This is a genomic window from Paenibacillus sp. E194, from assembly GCF_000935845.1.
Classification (GTDB): domain Bacteria; phylum Bacillota; class Bacilli; order Paenibacillales; family Paenibacillaceae; genus Paenibacillus_B; species Paenibacillus_B alvei_B.
Window position 1 is genome coordinate 22,472 of sequence record NZ_JMDX01000029.1, and the last position, 15,514, is coordinate 37,985.

Consider the following 15,514-nt stretch of genomic DNA (forward strand, 5'->3'; position numbering starts at 1 on the left):
TAGAAATAATGTAAACTATTAGTGATTAAAATAGAAAATTTTAGGAGGTAATAATGAAGAATTTAAAAATTATTTGCCTTACATTGTTCATCTTAATGATGACAACAACTGCTGTATTTGCTGCTAACTCTTCAGTTTCAGTTTATGTGCCAGGAAATGCTCCGTTCGCAGATGCAACCGATGCTATTATCGGTCAAAATCAATATGGTAAAGCAACAATCAATTCAAGTGGTGCATTTTCTGGTTTTATTCATGAATATTGCAACGGCAAAGACACTGTTTACCATTATGACATGCCTAACGGAGGAACTAAGACAATAACCTACTACATGAGTTCTGGTTGTTCGTATAGACTCTTTGTTAAGAGTGATGGAGTTTTCCCCGTAGTAGGTAACCTACAAAACTATCAATAATCAATCAATATAAAGTGTCACCCTACTAGGGTTGGCACTTTTTTTCATTCATTTTGTTAGCTTGCGAGATAACGATTCCTTAGCTTCCTCCTAGACTTTTTTGTCCGATGATTTACGCTTGATTCCTGGTATCGGATCAGTGTATCCAGCAATCTCAAGCTGGCGCTGCGCCTTTCGGAAAACATAATCAATGTCCTCGCCTGATTTAATGGTTCCGTCTGCTTCGAGGTGCTTGCACGGAATCCAGACGTTTTGGTTTGTACCGCCAAGCGTAAAACGTCTGGCGGCACATCCTTTATAATTCCGTTTGATTAGTTCAAGGCGGATGCCTTTATATGTCTGGATCATATCTATTCCCCACGGTACTCTTTTGGATTGACTCCGTCCGGAACGCGCCAGCCATTTCCGGCAATGCGATCGATCAGGCGCTTGGCCGAATCAAAGGGCCAGGTGCCAACGTGTTCGAATCCACGTTGCTCCAGGAAGCGGATCTGCTTCGGTGTAGTTAATCCTTCTTCACGACGTTTATCCAAGCGCTCGAGCAGCTTTGTAGCTTTACCAGCATTATGGATGTCATCAGGCATAATACCCAGCTTCTCGAGCGTCTTGATTTGTGCATCGCTAGGCGGTGCCATTTCCCAACCGAACGATGGAACATAGCTTGCCAGATCCTCGGCCTGAATGCTCATTTCGAACTGTAGCGGATCCACGAGCTTACGCTTGCGACGTTTCATCTCTTCCAGCTGCTTGGCCAGCGCTTCCTCACGCTGAGCGATAACATCTTCTGCTGCCTGCTTCTCGACTGCTTCCAAGTCCAGCGGAATCCCCGCCTCTTCGATCTGCTTGGTCATAGCCTTGGCAATTTCCTCAGTCTCTGCAATGAGATGAGCTGGATGGCAAAGCTCGTGCCGTTCAGTGTGCCAAAGGAAATCTAGTAATAGTAATTCAGTTTTGCCAGGGAACAGTCGGGTACCACGCCCAATCATCTGGCTGTATAAGCTGCGAACCTTTGTTGGCCGCAAGACTACGACACAGTCAACGCTAGGGCAGTCCCAGCCTTCTGTGAGCAGCATGGAATTGCAAAGGACGTTATACTTGCCGCCGTCAAAGTCGGCCAGCACTTCCGCACGATCCTGCGATTCACCATTTACTTCAGCTGCCTTGAATCCCATCTCGTTCAGGATCCGTGTAAACTTCTGTGAAGTCTTGACCAGCGGCAGGAAGACGACAATCTTGCGATCCTTGGCCACTTTCCACATCTCTGCAGCAATTGAATCAAGATACGGATCCAACGCCGTGCCCAGGTCACTGCTTTTGAAGTCACCAGCTTGCTGGCCAACTGAAGATAGATCCAGCTTGAGAGGAATAGTCATGGCCTTAATTGGGCTTAGATAGCCTTCCTTGATCGCCTTAGGCAGCGTATACTCATAAGCCAGGCTTTCGAAATAAGCGCCCAGGTTTCGCATGTCACCGCGATCCGGCGTAGCTGTTACGCCTAACACATTGGCTCCCTCAAAGTATTGCAGGACACGTTGATAGCTGTCAGATATACAATGGTGAGCTTCGTCTATGATGATCGTGTCAAAAAAGTCCTTATCGAACTGCTGCAACCGCTTTTCGCGCATCATAGTTTGAACACTGCCAACAACAACACGGTACCAGCTGCCGATAGATGTCTGCTCAGCTTTCTCGGTTGCCGTCTTCAAACCAGTTGATTTCTCCAGCTTATCGGAAGCCTGATCCAACAGCTCACTCCGGTGGGCAAGGACGAGCACACGCTCGCCCAGCCTTACACGGTCTTTGGTCACCTTAGAAAATACAATCGTCTTTCCGCAGCCCGTCGGAAGTACAAGAAGGGTTCTTTTAACACCCTTCTTCCATTCATTTTGAATCGACTGACGCGCCTCTTGCTGATAGGTTCTCAGTTCCATGACGCCCTCCTAAAACTGACCTGGCGTGAAGCCTCCACCCTGCTGGTTCGTTGGGAATGGGGCTTGATATTGAGGCTGTTGGTTATATTGAGAAGCTTGGTTATATTGTTGCTGTGGTTGTTGCTGATAGCTCTGTTGTATTTGCTGTGGTGGATTAGCGTTTCCTTGTACATGCTTCAAATACTCGTCGTATGGATAAAACCGTTTTACTTGATTGTTTACAAATTCTCGACCATCTTTCTTGTATTTGTGATGTTCGATTTGGCAACGACCTTTTGCGCCAATCACTGCATTCCAGTTCATGCGCAATGGCTCGCCTTTCTTCTTCTGCCCAATCGCACTAAAGAATGCGGACAACAGTCCTTCTGTTTTGGTGTGAAGGAAGAGGTTATGAAAAACGGTTATGTCACCATTTTGCGGGCAATGTACCTTCAATTCCAATTTAGCCTGGTTGCAAGCTGGCATCTTGTCGCTACCCGTAAAACGACCACGTTCAAACTTAGTGACTGTGAAGTTATAATCTCCTTCTGGCAAGAGAACAAAATCCCCACCATCCTTAACAATCTGGTCATCCCATCCAAGTTCACGTTCAATATTTTGTGTCATGTATAATTCCTCCCGTTGTTATCAATTAAATGGAATCTGATTTCTAGTTTCTTGAATCATCCCGAACACTTGCGGCCATGCCCCAACCAATACACCCTCAATAAAACTTGAGTCATAGTTGGCAATCGGTGTATCAGCCGTATAGTAGCCTTTGTGACTTACCACAAGTTGAATCTCATACTCTTTCACCTGGTGTTGATTCATCAGATCCCGCAAAGACTGCGGTATGTTTGGATTCAGTTCGTTCGTGATCGTTTCGGCAACTGGCTGCTGCGCCTGTTGCGGCTGCTGTACCTCCGTCTGGATAGATGGTTGCTGTATAGGCTGTGTTGGTGTATTTACTACAGGCGGCGGTGCCACTGGTGCTGCAGGCGCTGACGATTGAATGGAACCACTGAAGATATGCGCAATATGTGCATAGTCCAATGGGAACTCATCCGGCAGCCCATGACGATTTTTCGCATCCCATGCAGGATGATGAGTAGCGTAGACTGTGCGGGCACCGCCCTGAGCCTTATGCTTGCGACCTTTGTCGTCTGCGGCAACGCTGAATGTCTTGTAATTGATGAACAAAACCATGTCCGCCCATTCCTTGACCAGCGGTGCCGTTCGGGAGCTGGTCTTTTGCCCAAGTTTGAGCTGATAACGGTCATATGACCCCATCTCGTCCGGCTGCTCAAATTTTACGATTTGGGCATGTGCAACGAGAACGACATTGATACCTGCTTCAACAACATCGCTGAGCAGATTCAGGAAACGACCGAATTCTTCGGATACATAAACATATCCCTTCCCGTATCCAAAATCTTCGACGCCCTTTTTCCCATGCTGCGCGCAGATACTTTCCACGCACATCATTTCAGCCCAGTCAATCGTGTCGATAACCAACGTCTCGAACCTTCCAGCCTGCTGCTTCACCCAACCCACCTGCTGATTGATCATTTCCCAACTTGAAGGCTTCTTAACACGTTGAACGTCCATCTCTGTGGTAGATCCTTCTGTATCGATAAAGATCGGATTGGGGAACTGAGCCGCTAAGCAAGATTTCCCGATCCCCTCCGGACCGTAAAGAACAACCTTCTTTGCCTTCTGGACTTTGCCACTGATTACTTCCATCGTTAAAACTCACCTGCTTTCCACGTTTTTGTTTCCACCTGCTGTACAGGCTGCTGTACAGTATGCGGCAGTTCCTGGCCTACTACATAACCATCCTCGATAATGATCGAGCATTCATCGCCAGTGCTGACTCTAGTTGCGATGGCTTGCAGCCCCTCCTGTTCTAGCCATTGACCAAACTCTTGAAGCGTATCTAAATCCATTTGTTCCAATTTGTCTAATAGGATAAATCCGCAGTCCGGTTTCAGCTTGCGAACAATAGCTGTGGAAACTTTCAATTGATCCGCACCGCTCATGTTGTCCCAACGTTGGCCGTTGTAAATAAGTTCACCATCATCCACAGATAGGCCAGAAAGCGGTAGATTAGCGTTGATAAGCAAGTCTGTTTTTTGCTGGCGGATCTCGTTGATCTCAGAAGTCAGCTTGTCGTATTGGACGCGGTAGTCACCTGCGTCCGTCTCGGCCTTGTCTTTGTCAAGGTTAGCCCGGACTTTACGGTTAATCTCATCAATTTGCCGGATGTTGTTCTCAAGCGCCTCTGTTGATTCGTCGTGTAGATCCAAGGCATCCCTTTGAGCGATTGCTAAATCCTCTTGCAGCTGCGTGTATTTGGCTTGAGCCTCATTAAGCATTGCTGTTAAGCGGTTGAGCTCGCGGCCTTGGCTCTCAAACTCTGTCTGGATTTGCTGGACACGCTGACGCTTGCGCTGATTCTCCCCGTTCTTGGCCAAGATCTCTTGCTGCTGCCGAATGAGCTCCGATGCTGAAATAGGCTCCTTCGGGGCATCCGTAAAGTACGGTTGCTCCCTAGCGAACTTCTCCTTTTGATCGGCAATCTGGCCGATGGCATGCCGACGATTATAAATCTCCTGTTCCTGCTGTTCCAACTCATGCAGTTGGTTTCCTACTCCAATGATGCGCAGCAGGATGTTGGCTTTCTCCTTATTAGAAGCATTCATGAATTTAGGCAAGTCGATGGCCAACTCTTCTACAAAACTATCAAGCAGCTGCTGACCGCCCTTCTGGCCGTTCGGATCGATAACCTTCAGATCGCTGTTCTTACCTTTGCGCTCGACAATCAGTCCGTTGGACATCACAATGTGCAAGTTAGGCGGGATAACACTGCCTTCTCTTGTTGCCTGTGATGGTCGATATTTATTACCGCCCAATCCCCACGCGATTGCGTCCAGCACACTCGTTTTACCTTGATTATTCTTACCGCCTACAATGGTGAGTCCTGAAGCAGTCGGCTCTATCTTGACGGCTTTAACTCGTTTGACATTTTCAATCTCAAGCTTGTTGATCTTGATCACATTGCTCCCCATCCTTTTCGTTTATCAAAGTACCTTCGAATGATCGAATCGATAGATTCATTCATTACAAAAATGACTTTCCCGTCTCTCGTCTTCACTTTGCACCAAAGCCGAGCGACGCCCCAAACATCTATGACTATCGCTTTTTCTCCTGTTTTGAGCTTTACTTCATCGCCTTTTAAAACGATCATAGTTAAACGTCTGGCTGCTCAAGGATCTGCTGTCGACGCTCAGCAATTAGATTGATGCAATCGACACAGAGTCGACCTTGCGACGCGTATTTTTTCAGGCTCTTTTCCTTCGATCCACAAAGGCTGCAACATGCCCCGTGCTTCTGGAGCACGATTCGCTCCCCGTCGGTAAAGATTTCAATTGCATCCTTCTGTCCGATTTGCAATGTTTTACGCAGCTCCACCGGAATGACAAGACGGCCAAGGTTATCAAGATGACGTACAATACCAGTTGATTTCATTGATTTCTCCTTCTGCCAGTGATAAACTGGCTGTAACGATTTTTGAATTGTGTGGCTCCTTGCGGCTCCTACCCCGCTTGAAGCTGTTTCTTTTTCAGCCTGCTTGCAACCATTCGAAACTGCCGCAGGTACACATCACGCGTTCGATAAGATTCTGATTCAATGGCGAGCAACAACAAGTTGATACAAACTAGCAGTCGTTTCTCTCGCGACAACACACATCACCTCCTTGTTAGAATCTAAAGCCTATCTTTTCTGCTTCTACTGCAGCCCATCTTACAAATGGATAACGCACTGGATCGATGCACTCACGAACGTAACGATCTGCCAGATGGTTCAGGAGACTATCATCAATAGGCATGAGACGGACCTACCTCCTGTCCTGCAATTACGATAACTACCTTTGCTCTCTGCAACATGTGATCAACTGAGCAGCACAAGTCCGGCCCGACCTTCCAAGCGACCTGCCCGAAGAAAATTTCCTTCTCGCACACAGGACAGTGGTCAATGACTTCCTTAGTATCCATGTGGATTCTCCTTTTAAATCAGAATGCGTCCATTGACGCTTGAAGCTTTTCAATCTGGCTGCAGATTTCATGCAGCCAATCTGTATCGTTCATCTCGTAAGCATGCTGACTCAACTGTTTGAGACTATCAAGGCGCTGAACAAGATTTGCATTAATTCGCATGCAATGGATCAGATCCGTTAACTCTGCATCTGTCCATGGACGCTGTTGCTGAACGAGGTGAAGCTCTGCCAGACGACGGTGGACTGGATGTATACCAATCAAGCGGTTTCCTCCCTCCAGCCTTTGTAAGACTTACGGTCTTGTTCCCTCCCCCACCGATCGAGGGTTGCGGTACTGAAAAATATCCTTCTGCCTACTCGTCGATGAGGGATCTCCTGTCGCTCGCACATGGCGTACAGTGTTTTAACTGAGATTGGATTCCCTTCACCGCTGATATAAGTCGCGGCTTCTTGAATGCTCAACGTCCGATCTTGATATGTAATTTCATTTCTAAGACGCTCCTCGGCAGCAGCGACTTCCTCGGCGATCATAGAACGAATCGCTTGTCCCAAGTCCATCATCAGATCCACCTCCTCACTCAAGGTTTTTATGTTTTTGGGTTTCTATTTCGAAACCCCAGGGCGTAAAAAATATTCATCTGCGCTTATTTCAAAAGTAGTACAGATAACCCTTAGTTCCGATACAGAAAAATCTCCACCAGTTCCATTTAGATTCTGGTTCAGTGCTGATGTAGACTTTTTTAGCAATCGAGCGACTTCCTCCTGTTTCACACCTGCTTCTTCTAAGTAAGCTTTAAATTTTGTATAAGGGGTGTGCCGACGTTTTACCTGTTTCAATCCCTCACCTCCCTTGGTTTCTTTTTCGAAACCTAGGTCAAGAATACCTCTGTAAGGTTTCAAAGTCAATAACATTTTTTCTGTTTTTCTAATATATTGTTGCATTTTTGAAACCTTAGATGTAATATGATTTTAGATACATCTAAATTAAGGGAGATTAAAAATGACATTTTCAGTAGGTAAAATGATTAAAGAGTTGCGTGTTAAGCAAGGACTATCTCAAGACGATTTAGCTGAAAAGTTAAATTCAAAATTCGGATCTTCTATTAATAAGGGTATGATTTCGAAATGGGAAAACGGTCTTGGCGACCCACGCTTAGAAACTGTGCGGCACCTTTCGATGCTGTTCAATGTTTCCCTTGATCACCTACTTGGGCTTGAACAGAAGGAAGAAGAAATAAGCACAATCGCTGCCCATTTTGAAGGCGAAGACTATAGCGAAGAAGAAATGCAAGAAATCTTGGAGTATGCAAAATACTTGAAATCAAAAAGGAAATGAGGATGGAAGCTTGCTCGACGAACTCCTAGATGAAGCAGAAAAATGCGGTATCGAAGTTATAGAACACCCCTTCAAATGCCTAAAACTCAAAGGCTTATATGTTGATGGAGTAATCACGCTTAATTCCGCAGCAATTTCCACTATTGTTGAGAAAACATGTGTGGTGGTTGAAGAGCTGGGGCATCATCATAAGTCAGCAGGGAACATCCTAGATCAAAATGATATCCGAAACCGAAAACAAGAGCTAAGGGGCAGAGATTGGGGCTATGAGCGCGCTATACCCTTGTCTTCATTTATTCGCGCACATCAAGCGGGCATAAGAACCAAGCATGAGCTTGCGGAGTTCCTTGGCGTAACTGAAGAATATTTGTTAGACGCGATCGAACGTTACCGCCAAAGGTATGGGCTATATGTGGATATGGGTGATCACTTTGTCCACTTTGATCCCCTCGGCATTACATACTGTTTTCGTAATATAGATTAGTCCTCCGTGCTTTCCAGCCGTAAGGCTGTTTATATATACCCATAAACCGAACATATGTTTTGTGAAAGGAGATTAATTACAGTGGCTAAGGGGAGTATTGAACAACGTGGAGAGAATTCGTGGCGGCTGACAGTTGACCTTGGCTTATTTCCCGATGGTAAGCGAAATCGACCTCGAAAAGCTATCACTGTTGAAGACAAAAAAATCCTTCGTTCAACACGTAGACTTAACGAGTATTTGGACGATCAACTGGCATTGTTTAAGCAGGAAGTGTTATCTGGCGAGTACATAAAACCCGACAAGATGATATTTTCGCAATACATTAACTTATGGAAAAAGAAGTACGCAGAACTCCATTTAGCCGCCAGTACAAGGGATGCATATTACAACCACATCAGAAATCACATTGAACCACGCTTTGGCAATAAGAAAATGACCGATATTAAAACCCTGCACATTGTTGACTTCATTGCAGACTTGAAAAAGCTTGACGCACGTAAGGATGGAAAGGGAAAACTTAGTGACCGAACCGTTCAATACATTTATGCCGTGATGCAGAATTTATTTACTGTTGCAGTAAAATGGGAGCTAATTAAAAATAATCCCCTGGAGAAGACAGATAGACCAAAAGCAAAGAAGGTAAAAGCAAAATTTTATGAGTCTGAAGAAGTAACAAAAATAATAAACGCCCTCTATAAAGAACCGATCCATTGGAGACTTATGATGTTAACTGCAATAATCGGAGGACTGCGACGCGCTGAGTTAGTAGCACTACGATGGTCGCACGTTGAATTTAACCACAAACAAATATTTGTGGAAAAAAGCATCCCTCTCAAACGTAAGGGTGTTAATTACGAAAAGGGTACCAAAAATGATGATGAGAGATACGTCGATATGCCTAATTGGCTCATGGAAGAATTCAATGACTTCAGAAAGGAATGGTTAAAACAAAGGGAGGCAACAGGAGATAAGTGGAAAGGCGAAGAAAATGAATATGTCTTCCACGCAGGTTATGGTACACCTTTTTATTACACCCACCCTACTGCATGGTGGAAGATGTTTACCGAGCGGCATAAATTCAGCTATTACAGTCTGCATAAGCTCCGCCATACATCTGTTACAGTCTTGATTGAAAAAGGCGCGTCTATCAAATCGATACAGGAACGAGTTGGACATAAACAAACTCAAACTACTACCGATATTTATGCCCACGTAACAAAGAAACTGAGTCGTGAAGTAGCTAATTTATTTGATGAGCTAGATCCCGCGAAAGAAAATTCCGTCCCCAATCCGTCCCCAATTAAAATTTAGGCTAAATGTACGCTCCATTTAAAAGTCCCGGAAAAACAAAAAAAAGCCTTATGTAGCAAGGCTTTCCGGCTTTTAAAATATGGTGCGGCCAAGAGGACTCGAACCTCCACGTCATTGCTGACACTAGAACCTGAATCTAGCGCGTCTGCCAATTCCGCCACGACCGCATATTTGATTACTTCCGATTGAGTCGCTAAGTTGTTTCCCGGCGACAAGAAATATAATATCATGTCACTGTATGTACCGTCAACACTTTAATTAAACTTTTTTAAGATCGTACCTTCGTGTATTTGCTGCAAGGCAGCTGGAAGGTTCCCCTCCCCGCTGCCCGTGCAGTTTTCCAGTATATCCGTTCAAGTCTCAGGGACTGTTCTTGGCTCATCTGCAGGTTGAATCGCATAGCTGCGGCTCAGCTTTACAACACGCCGATTCCGCTTGCGAATCATGACATACTCATCATCCCATGCAACCACGAATCCTCGAACATCGTTCATCTCCAGTATGTCTCTAATGACTCTAACAAATGTTCCTTCCACTCGATAACGATCAAGCTCCGCTTCCTCCATCATCGTGTACTTCACACCTCCGCTATGTACAAACATGCAAGGCCTGCCATCATCAGCAGGCCCCACACATACGCATGCTTCATCTCAATAGCCCACATGTTCCTTCGTATCGTTCGTTTCAAACCAATAGTCCAATACCTTGGCAGACATGACACGCTTGTTAATATACGCAACTTGTTGCGCGGTAAATTTCCCTGTCCAGCTCACCTGCAGCTGATCGCACAGCTTTACGATCGTCAGCAGTTCTGACCAAGCGACATACCTTTTGTACCAGAAAAATTGAGGGTGTTCGATCATATACGGGTACAAATCATCGAATTCCGTGTGTTTGCATGCTAGTGCCCGTTCAAAATGGTTTTTAGCCTCCGTCACTTTTTCTTCCAAAAAGCGAGCAGTTCGTTCATCCACCATCTGCGTTGCCCCCTCTCACCATCTTATCTTTTATTATATGCCAAAGTGGTGAATGGAGAAAAGCAGACAATTCTTTTCATTAACTGAAACTAAATGGAGCTTTGAAGCGTCTAACTATATAAGAGGGTTATTTTTGCTTATTTCTTATTATTTACTGTTGATAATTAGTTCATAACGTCCAAATTGGCAATTGATTCAAATTCCGTATATAGGGTAATATGTTCTAGGCCCGTCGCGAGGCGGTAGAGGAGGATTTACGATGCGGCGATCTACTCGGCAACGCAGTATAACCATTGTACTGGCTGCAGTCATGATGACGTGGCTGCTTCAAGGATGCACTTCACAGGAGCACAGCATCCCACCAATTGAAACGGATACACCTTATGCGCACCAAAAAGATTCACAGGTGAAGCCAGATGAACGCAATCCTGTAGGGAAACAAAACGAGAAAACCGAAATTGCATCACCGAAGAACCAATCCTCTCATAACGGTGATTCTACATATACGGATCAAGCTTTTGATCGTGCACACCCTCAATTGAAAGGCATTGTGCTTGCTTCGAACAATGACGCAGTTAAGGAGCTATGGGGAGAACCTGAGGAGCATTATGTCATGGATGATACCGATCCAATTGACGTGTATCAATACGAAGGCTTCTCTTACGGATGCAAGCAGGATGGGAGAATCATATTTGTTGAAGTATCTGGCGAGGATACCTCAACAGGAATCCAGGGCTTAACAATTGGAGACAGTGAAGCTACCGCCTCCAAGGTGCTCGGACGTCCAGATCATGATACAAATTATGTGTGGAGCTATGAATTAAAGAACTGCCTGTTGAGACTTGATTTGGATCCGACGACAAACAAGATCCAAGCAGTTAAGCTTTTTTCCAACGAGCGCGTATAATGGACTCTATAATAAATAAAACGCCTTGATTCCCACGTGGAGTCAGGGCGTTTTATTGGTTCGCATCCGATAACGAATGATAAAGTATGTGATGGTGCCTCCTACCGCAAGCACTACAAGACCACCGAACAGAATCGGGTTCCCCTTCGAGTGAAGCCATCGTACCGCCTCACGCCAATGATTTCCCACAATATGTCCAATCGTTAGAAATGTAGCCACCCACAATAATGCACCTGACCCAGCCGCAAAAAGATAAGTTGTCCATTTCATTTTGGACATCCCCGCCAAATAACAAGTCAAATGACGAAGTCCCGGCACGAAATAGCCGAACACAATACTCCAACTTCCATATTTCTGAAACCAGCGCTCTGTTCGTTCAACTCGCTTCGGCGTCAACTTCAACTTCTTCCCGTACCGATCGAGCAAGGGCTTGCCCACCCGACGACCGACTATATAACTGATGAACATCCCGGTCATACTCCCCGCAAGACAGACAGCGAAGGCAGGTGCGTATTGAAATGGGCCATTTACCGTCAAGCTGCCTACAAAGACCATCAGCGTCTCATCCGGTACAGGGATGCCGATGATGCCTAGCGCAAGCAACATAAATAAAGCTATGTATCCATAATGGGACAGCGCCCACATGACAGTCTGCACCGTAAGCCCCCCTCCCGTAATTCGATATCTATTTTATCATAACCATGCAGTCATGTCCGAACCTACTTGCACATATTTTATAGTAATGCGTACAAGCTTGGCTGGCAAGGAGGCCTCTTAACATTGAGAAAAGCAGTGTTAGTTATGCAAATTGCATTCACGTATATTGGAACCGTCGTGGGGGCAGGGTTTGCGACCGGACAGGAAATATTACAATTTTTCACAGCTTATGGGTGGTGGGCTCCCTTTACCATCGCGTTGTCGACAGTGCTGTTCATCTGGCTGGGCACGAAGCTGATGCTTCTGTCTCATGACATCAAAGCTCGATCATATGAGGACATTAACCGCATGCTGTTCGGCGATCGGATTGGCGGAGCAGTCAGTCTATTCACAATGGTCATTATTATTTGCGTCAATAGTGTAATGCTGGCAGGAGCAGGATCCGTGTTCGTGGAGTATTTGCATTTGAATTACCAGATTGGTCTGCTGCTTACATTGGTTGGTTCCTATTGGTTCGTTAGCCGAGGCATGGGCGCCATCTTGAAGCTGAACTCCATCGTTGCACCTACAATGCTTACGTTTACCTTGTTCATCATCATTCATACCATCCAAATGCCAAATGCTGCTCAAGCACTAACGCTGAGTACGGACAAGACCTTCTATGCAGCATGGAGTGCGCCGCTCTTGTATGGCGCCTTTAATTTAGCAATGGCGCAAGCTGTTCTCGTCCCGCTGGGAGCTTCGATGCCGAACAAAAAAGTGATTCAACTTGGGGGCATTATCGGAGGCGTACTAATTGGATTAATGCTGCTTTCCGGACATTTTGCGTTGGCTGTGTACATGCCTGGTATTACGCAATTCGATATTCCCATGGGCCATATTGCATCCGGACTTGGCGTATTCATTCAATTGATTTATGTCATGCTTATTTTTTCCGAGATCTTTACGACCTACGTTGCCGATGTGTATGGGATTACCCTGCAGATGCATCAACGTACAGGAATTCATCCGAAGCTCCTTATTATCATGATCATGCTATTTTGCTTTCTGTTCAGTCAATTTGGCTTCAAGCCGCTGGTATCTCACCTGTATCCAATCTTCGGTGCGTTCAGCCTTGCATGGATATACCTGCTTATTCGTTCATCTGGACAGCGTCCGACTCATACTCATCGCCCGCCAACCGACGCTCCATTTCCTGCAGCGCTGCCACTGCAGCCTGCACGTCAGAAGCATCCAACTTCTCCGCCTGAGAGCTAACAACAGTGAACCTTATATCTAGGTGCAAATAAGGCGCAGTCCCCCTACTGAAGGGAACCGCGCCTATGTTTAAGAGCCATATGCCAATCGTTGCATTTCAATCAACCGCACTTCCGGCAATTCACGCTTTATCAAATCCACGACATGAGGATGGCAAGTCGTCATCATGACATGATGCGAATCGGAGAGCGCAATGAGCGCCTTCGCTGCCAAGCCTAGCCGTTCCTGGTCGAAGTTGACTAGAATATCATCCAGCACGAATGGCACGGATGCCCGGTTCGTTAACGCTTCTGCAAGCGCAAATCGAATAGCCAGATATACCTGCTCTGCAGTTCCTCTACTGAAATGGTGACTCCATACTACCTGACCATCCTGCCTTCCCAGTGCGATTGTCTTCTCGCCAAAGGGAATCAGCACGCGAGTATATCGCCCAGCACTCATCTGCTCCATATAATGGGCAGCACGTTTCAGCACAGCAGGCTGCTTCTCCTCCTCATACAATCTGCGGGTACGTTGCATGAGTGTCTTGGCAAGCGCCAGAACTGCATAACGAGACGCTTGCTCGTCCAGCTTCGATTCCTGCAGCGCAATTTCCTGGTGATGGGAAGCTCCCTCCACCTCTTGCTTCAACCTCTCCCGCTCCTGCTCCAATCTTCCCTTGCGTCCTTCCAGCTCTCGAATCCGTGTATCCAGCTGTTCCATTTGACGCGCAATGGAATTGCATCGCTGCTCAAGCTCACGTCCATCATACTGAATCAGCAGTTCCTCCATTGGTCGGAATGCCGTGCGTTCTCCTCCGCGATACAGCACTGCTTCCAGCTCCCGAACCTGCCGCTCCAGCTCAAGCTTATAGTTGTACGCATCAGCACGATGCAGCAATTCAAAACCAGTGTTCACGCCGGCTTCCAGAAGAAGCTTATTCATCGTCTCCTGCATCTGACTGGCATGAATGTGCTTCTCCTTCCACTCATCATCTAAGGAACTGCTGTGAAGCAACAATTGCTGATATTCCTGCTCGACAGCCTGTTCACGCTCGATTCGCTCCAGCAGACGGAATAATCCACCTATCATTGATCCAGACAGAAGCTCCACTCCCTCATCATGAGCAGTGGCTCCGTAATGGAACACAGCTTCAGTTCCTTCTTCCCCCGAACCAGTGTCATTCGCCTTCATCACTTGTTGAGATCGAGTTGTGATCAGATGCTGTGCGGTATGCAGCAAGCTGTTGCAATCCTGCTCGAACAATTCCAGCTGTCCAAGCAGGCGCGCATGCTTCACAGCCGCGCGATGGCGCTGCTGCTCCACTTCTTCGGCTTGTTCCCACCTTCTGCAATGTTCCTTTACCCCCACAGGAGTGAGTCGTTCCGGAAGAGTCTCTTGATCGAGCCATGCCTGCCAATCGCGTAGGCGCCCTTCTTCTTTCTTATGCGCAGCATCCAGTTCCGCTGTAAGCAGTCGACAGCGTCGTTCAGTCACAATCACAGTCTCATACAGAGAACGACAGCGTTCTTGTACATGTAATCGTTCACGATGCCACGCTCCAACCTCTTGCGCAGTACTCCTTAGTTCATCAATTCCAACATCGGGTATACTGCGTGCTGTGCTAGAGAGATAGGGTTGCAATAATTGACGGAGCGCTTCAGCATGCACACGGGTTGCATGTTCCAATCCACCTTGTGCACTCTCGCTACGCGCTATCATATCCGCTCTGTCTGAAGAATGCGGTGGAGATTGTGAAGATACATATGCAATTACAGCTGTAGCTGCCAGGCCAACCAAGGCAATGACGAGAGCCATTAGCCATTGCTGTGCGATCCACCCGAGCGTGGCAGCCAGCAGCACTACACCTAATCCAAATCCATAGATGATGCGGGAGTGCGTAAACATCTGCGGACGCGGTGCATTGCGGTTCCTTCGAGAATAGGATTCGTTATGTACTCGTTCCGGTGTAAGAACACGCTCCTTGCCGCCACTCGAGGCATTCCACACCCGCACCGCATCTGCTAATGATTGATCTGCGCGTGCGATATCTGCTGCGCTTCCCTCGTTTGGAGCAAAGCCACTGCCATTCACTCCAGCCGCCTCATAGCGTTCGAGCTGCATCTTGGCATCATCGTACTCTTTGGCCGCAATCTCTGCCTCACGGACTGCATGTTCCATCCCGGCTTCTGATTGCGCGATTGCGAGACGACACGCATCTGCACG

Annotated in this window: 21 protein-coding genes and 1 tRNA gene; 6 read left to right on the forward strand and 16 right to left on the reverse strand. The window is 46.6% G+C overall.

Features of this window, described 5'->3' with window-relative positions; all coding sequences use genetic code 11:
- Positions 1-53 precede the first annotated feature (53 nt).
- Positions 54-413: a hypothetical protein gene (locus tag AZ66_RS06300; protein ID WP_044354055.1), complete on the forward strand. Its 360-nt coding sequence runs from the start codon at positions 54-56 to the stop codon at positions 411-413.
- Positions 414-503: 90 nt separating this feature from the next.
- On the opposite strand, the gene AZ66_RS06305 is transcribed toward AZ66_RS06300, so the two are convergent.
- The 11 genes from AZ66_RS06305 to AZ66_RS06350 all read right to left on the reverse strand — a co-directional run bounded on the left by AZ66_RS06305 (position 504) and on the right by AZ66_RS06350 (position 7,217).
- Positions 504-761, reverse strand: a complete 258-nt coding sequence (locus AZ66_RS06305; RefSeq protein ID WP_044354056.1) for a hypothetical protein — start codon at positions 759-761, stop codon at positions 504-506.
- 2 nt (positions 762-763) lie between these two features.
- A complete protein-coding gene (locus tag AZ66_RS06310; protein WP_044354057.1) occupies positions 764-2,344 on the reverse strand; it encodes a DEAD/DEAH box helicase in 1,581 nt (526 codons plus the stop codon).
- A 9-nt stretch (positions 2,345-2,353) separates the two neighbouring features.
- A complete protein-coding gene (locus tag AZ66_RS06315) occupies positions 2,354-2,950 on the reverse strand; it encodes a hypothetical protein (protein ID WP_044354060.1) in 597 nt (198 codons plus the stop codon).
- Between the two features lie 21 nt (positions 2,951-2,971).
- Complete coding sequence (locus AZ66_RS06320; protein WP_044354062.1) at positions 2,972-4,066, reverse strand: ATP-binding protein; 1,095 nt, start codon at positions 4,064-4,066, stop codon at positions 2,972-2,974.
- A 2-nt stretch (positions 4,067-4,068) separates the two neighbouring features.
- Positions 4,069-5,379: an AAA family ATPase gene (locus AZ66_RS06325; protein ID WP_197081659.1), complete on the reverse strand. Its 1,311-nt coding sequence runs from the start codon at positions 5,377-5,379 to the stop codon at positions 4,069-4,071.
- 193 nt (positions 5,380-5,572) lie between these two features.
- Complete coding sequence (locus AZ66_RS06335) at positions 5,573-5,851, reverse strand: AbrB/MazE/SpoVT family DNA-binding domain-containing protein (protein ID WP_044354065.1); 279 nt, start codon at positions 5,849-5,851, stop codon at positions 5,573-5,575.
- Positions 5,852-5,919: 68 nt separating this feature from the next.
- On the reverse strand, positions 5,920-6,066 hold the full coding sequence (locus tag AZ66_RS31255; RefSeq protein WP_156159914.1) for a hypothetical protein: 147 nt from the start codon (positions 6,064-6,066) through the stop codon (positions 5,920-5,922).
- A 135-nt stretch (positions 6,067-6,201) separates the two neighbouring features.
- Positions 6,202-6,378 carry a hypothetical protein gene (locus AZ66_RS31790; protein WP_197081660.1) on the reverse strand — a complete coding sequence of 59 codons (177 nt, stop codon included), beginning with the start codon at positions 6,376-6,378 and terminating at the stop codon, positions 6,202-6,204.
- A gap of 18 nt (positions 6,379-6,396) precedes the next feature.
- A complete protein-coding gene (locus AZ66_RS06340; RefSeq protein ID WP_044354066.1) occupies positions 6,397-6,642 on the reverse strand; it encodes a DUF7667 family protein in 246 nt (81 codons plus the stop codon).
- Complete coding sequence (locus AZ66_RS06345; RefSeq protein ID WP_052648411.1) at positions 6,639-6,941, reverse strand: helix-turn-helix domain-containing protein; 303 nt, start codon at positions 6,939-6,941, stop codon at positions 6,639-6,641. Before AZ66_RS06345 ends, AZ66_RS06340 begins: the two co-directional genes overlap by 4 nt.
- A 42-nt stretch (positions 6,942-6,983) precedes the next feature.
- A complete protein-coding gene (locus AZ66_RS06350; protein ID WP_044354075.1) occupies positions 6,984-7,217 on the reverse strand; it encodes a helix-turn-helix domain-containing protein in 234 nt (77 codons plus the stop codon).
- Positions 7,218-7,380: 163 nt separating this feature from the next.
- Between AZ66_RS06350 and AZ66_RS06355 the strand changes: the two genes are divergently transcribed.
- The 3 genes from AZ66_RS06355 to AZ66_RS06365 all read left to right on the forward strand — a co-directional run bounded on the left by AZ66_RS06355 (position 7,381) and on the right by AZ66_RS06365 (position 9,511).
- A complete protein-coding gene (locus AZ66_RS06355; protein ID WP_044354067.1) occupies positions 7,381-7,716 on the forward strand; it encodes a helix-turn-helix domain-containing protein in 336 nt (111 codons plus the stop codon).
- Between the two features lie 10 nt (positions 7,717-7,726).
- Positions 7,727-8,200 (forward strand): ImmA/IrrE family metallo-endopeptidase, encoded by a 474-nt coding sequence (locus AZ66_RS06360; protein ID WP_044354068.1) that lies wholly within the window; start codon positions 7,727-7,729, stop codon positions 8,198-8,200.
- Positions 8,201-8,281: 81 nt separating this feature from the next.
- Positions 8,282-9,511 carry a tyrosine-type recombinase/integrase gene (locus AZ66_RS06365; RefSeq protein WP_052648413.1) on the forward strand — a complete coding sequence of 410 codons (1,230 nt, stop codon included), beginning with the start codon at positions 8,282-8,284 and terminating at the stop codon, positions 9,509-9,511.
- Positions 9,512-9,591: 80 nt separating this feature from the next.
- On the opposite strand, the gene AZ66_RS06370 is transcribed toward AZ66_RS06365, so the two are convergent.
- From AZ66_RS06370 to AZ66_RS06380, 3 genes are all read right to left on the reverse strand, one after another.
- Positions 9,592-9,678 (reverse strand) — tRNA-Leu (locus AZ66_RS06370).
- 186 nt (positions 9,679-9,864) lie between these two features.
- Positions 9,865-10,080 carry a hypothetical protein gene (locus AZ66_RS06375; RefSeq protein WP_044354070.1) on the reverse strand — a complete coding sequence of 72 codons (216 nt, stop codon included), beginning with the start codon at positions 10,078-10,080 and terminating at the stop codon, positions 9,865-9,867.
- Between the two features lie 81 nt (positions 10,081-10,161).
- Positions 10,162-10,488, reverse strand: a complete 327-nt coding sequence (locus AZ66_RS06380) for a hypothetical protein (protein WP_021260073.1) — start codon at positions 10,486-10,488, stop codon at positions 10,162-10,164.
- Positions 10,489-10,747: 259 nt separating this feature from the next.
- Here AZ66_RS06380 and AZ66_RS06385 point away from each other — a divergent pair, with 259 nt between their 5' ends.
- Positions 10,748-11,395 carry a hypothetical protein gene (locus AZ66_RS06385; RefSeq protein ID WP_044354071.1) on the forward strand — a complete coding sequence of 216 codons (648 nt, stop codon included), beginning with the start codon at positions 10,748-10,750 and terminating at the stop codon, positions 11,393-11,395.
- A 42-nt stretch (positions 11,396-11,437) separates the two neighbouring features.
- Here the strand turns inward: AZ66_RS06385 and AZ66_RS06390 are convergent, their stop codons facing one another.
- Positions 11,438-12,052, reverse strand: coding sequence for a DedA family protein (locus AZ66_RS06390; RefSeq protein WP_156159915.1), 615 nt, complete (start codon positions 12,050-12,052; stop codon positions 11,438-11,440).
- Positions 12,053-12,175: 123 nt separating this feature from the next.
- Between AZ66_RS06390 and AZ66_RS06395 the strand changes: the two genes are divergently transcribed.
- Positions 12,176-13,309 carry a YkvI family membrane protein gene (locus AZ66_RS06395; protein WP_231586754.1) on the forward strand — a complete coding sequence of 378 codons (1,134 nt, stop codon included), beginning with the start codon at positions 12,176-12,178 and terminating at the stop codon, positions 13,307-13,309.
- 69 nt (positions 13,310-13,378) lie between these two features.
- On the opposite strand, the gene AZ66_RS31795 is transcribed toward AZ66_RS06395, so the two are convergent.
- A partial coding sequence (locus AZ66_RS31795; protein ID WP_044354072.1) for an ATP-binding protein occupies positions 13,379-15,514 on the reverse strand: 2,136 nt, incomplete at its 5' end.

Bases quoted from the DNA above. Each gene is read 5' to 3' on its own strand.
- AZ66_RS06300 (WP_044354055.1), top strand. From the start codon at position 54: ATGAAGAATTTAAAAATTATTTGCCTTACATTGTTCATCTTAATGATG.
- AZ66_RS06305 (WP_044354056.1), bottom strand. From the start codon at position 761: ATGATCCAGACATATAAAGGCATCCGCCTTGAACTAATCAAACGGAAT.
- AZ66_RS06310 (WP_044354057.1), bottom strand. From the start codon at position 2,344: ATGGAACTGAGAACCTATCAGCAAGAGGCGCGTCAGTCGATTCAAAAT.
- AZ66_RS06315 (WP_044354060.1), bottom strand. From the start codon at position 2,950: ATGACACAAAATATTGAACGTGAACTTGGATGGGATGACCAGATTGTT.
- AZ66_RS06320 (WP_044354062.1), bottom strand. From the start codon at position 4,066: ATGGAAGTAATCAGTGGCAAAGTCCAGAAGGCAAAGAAGGTTGTTCTT.
- AZ66_RS06335 (WP_044354065.1), bottom strand. From the start codon at position 5,851: ATGAAATCAACTGGTATTGTACGTCATCTTGATAACCTTGGCCGTCTT.
- AZ66_RS31790 (WP_197081660.1), bottom strand. From the start codon at position 6,378: ATGGATACTAAGGAAGTCATTGACCACTGTCCTGTGTGCGAGAAGGAA.
- AZ66_RS06345 (WP_052648411.1), bottom strand. From the start codon at position 6,941: ATGATGGACTTGGGACAAGCGATTCGTTCTATGATCGCCGAGGAAGTC.
- AZ66_RS06355 (WP_044354067.1), top strand. From the start codon at position 7,381: ATGACATTTTCAGTAGGTAAAATGATTAAAGAGTTGCGTGTTAAGCAA.
- AZ66_RS06375 (WP_044354070.1), bottom strand. From the start codon at position 10,080: ATGATGGAGGAAGCGGAGCTTGATCGTTATCGAGTGGAAGGAACATTT.
- AZ66_RS06380 (WP_021260073.1), bottom strand. From the start codon at position 10,488: ATGGTGGATGAACGAACTGCTCGCTTTTTGGAAGAAAAAGTGACGGAG.
- AZ66_RS06385 (WP_044354071.1), top strand. From the start codon at position 10,748: ATGCGGCGATCTACTCGGCAACGCAGTATAACCATTGTACTGGCTGCA.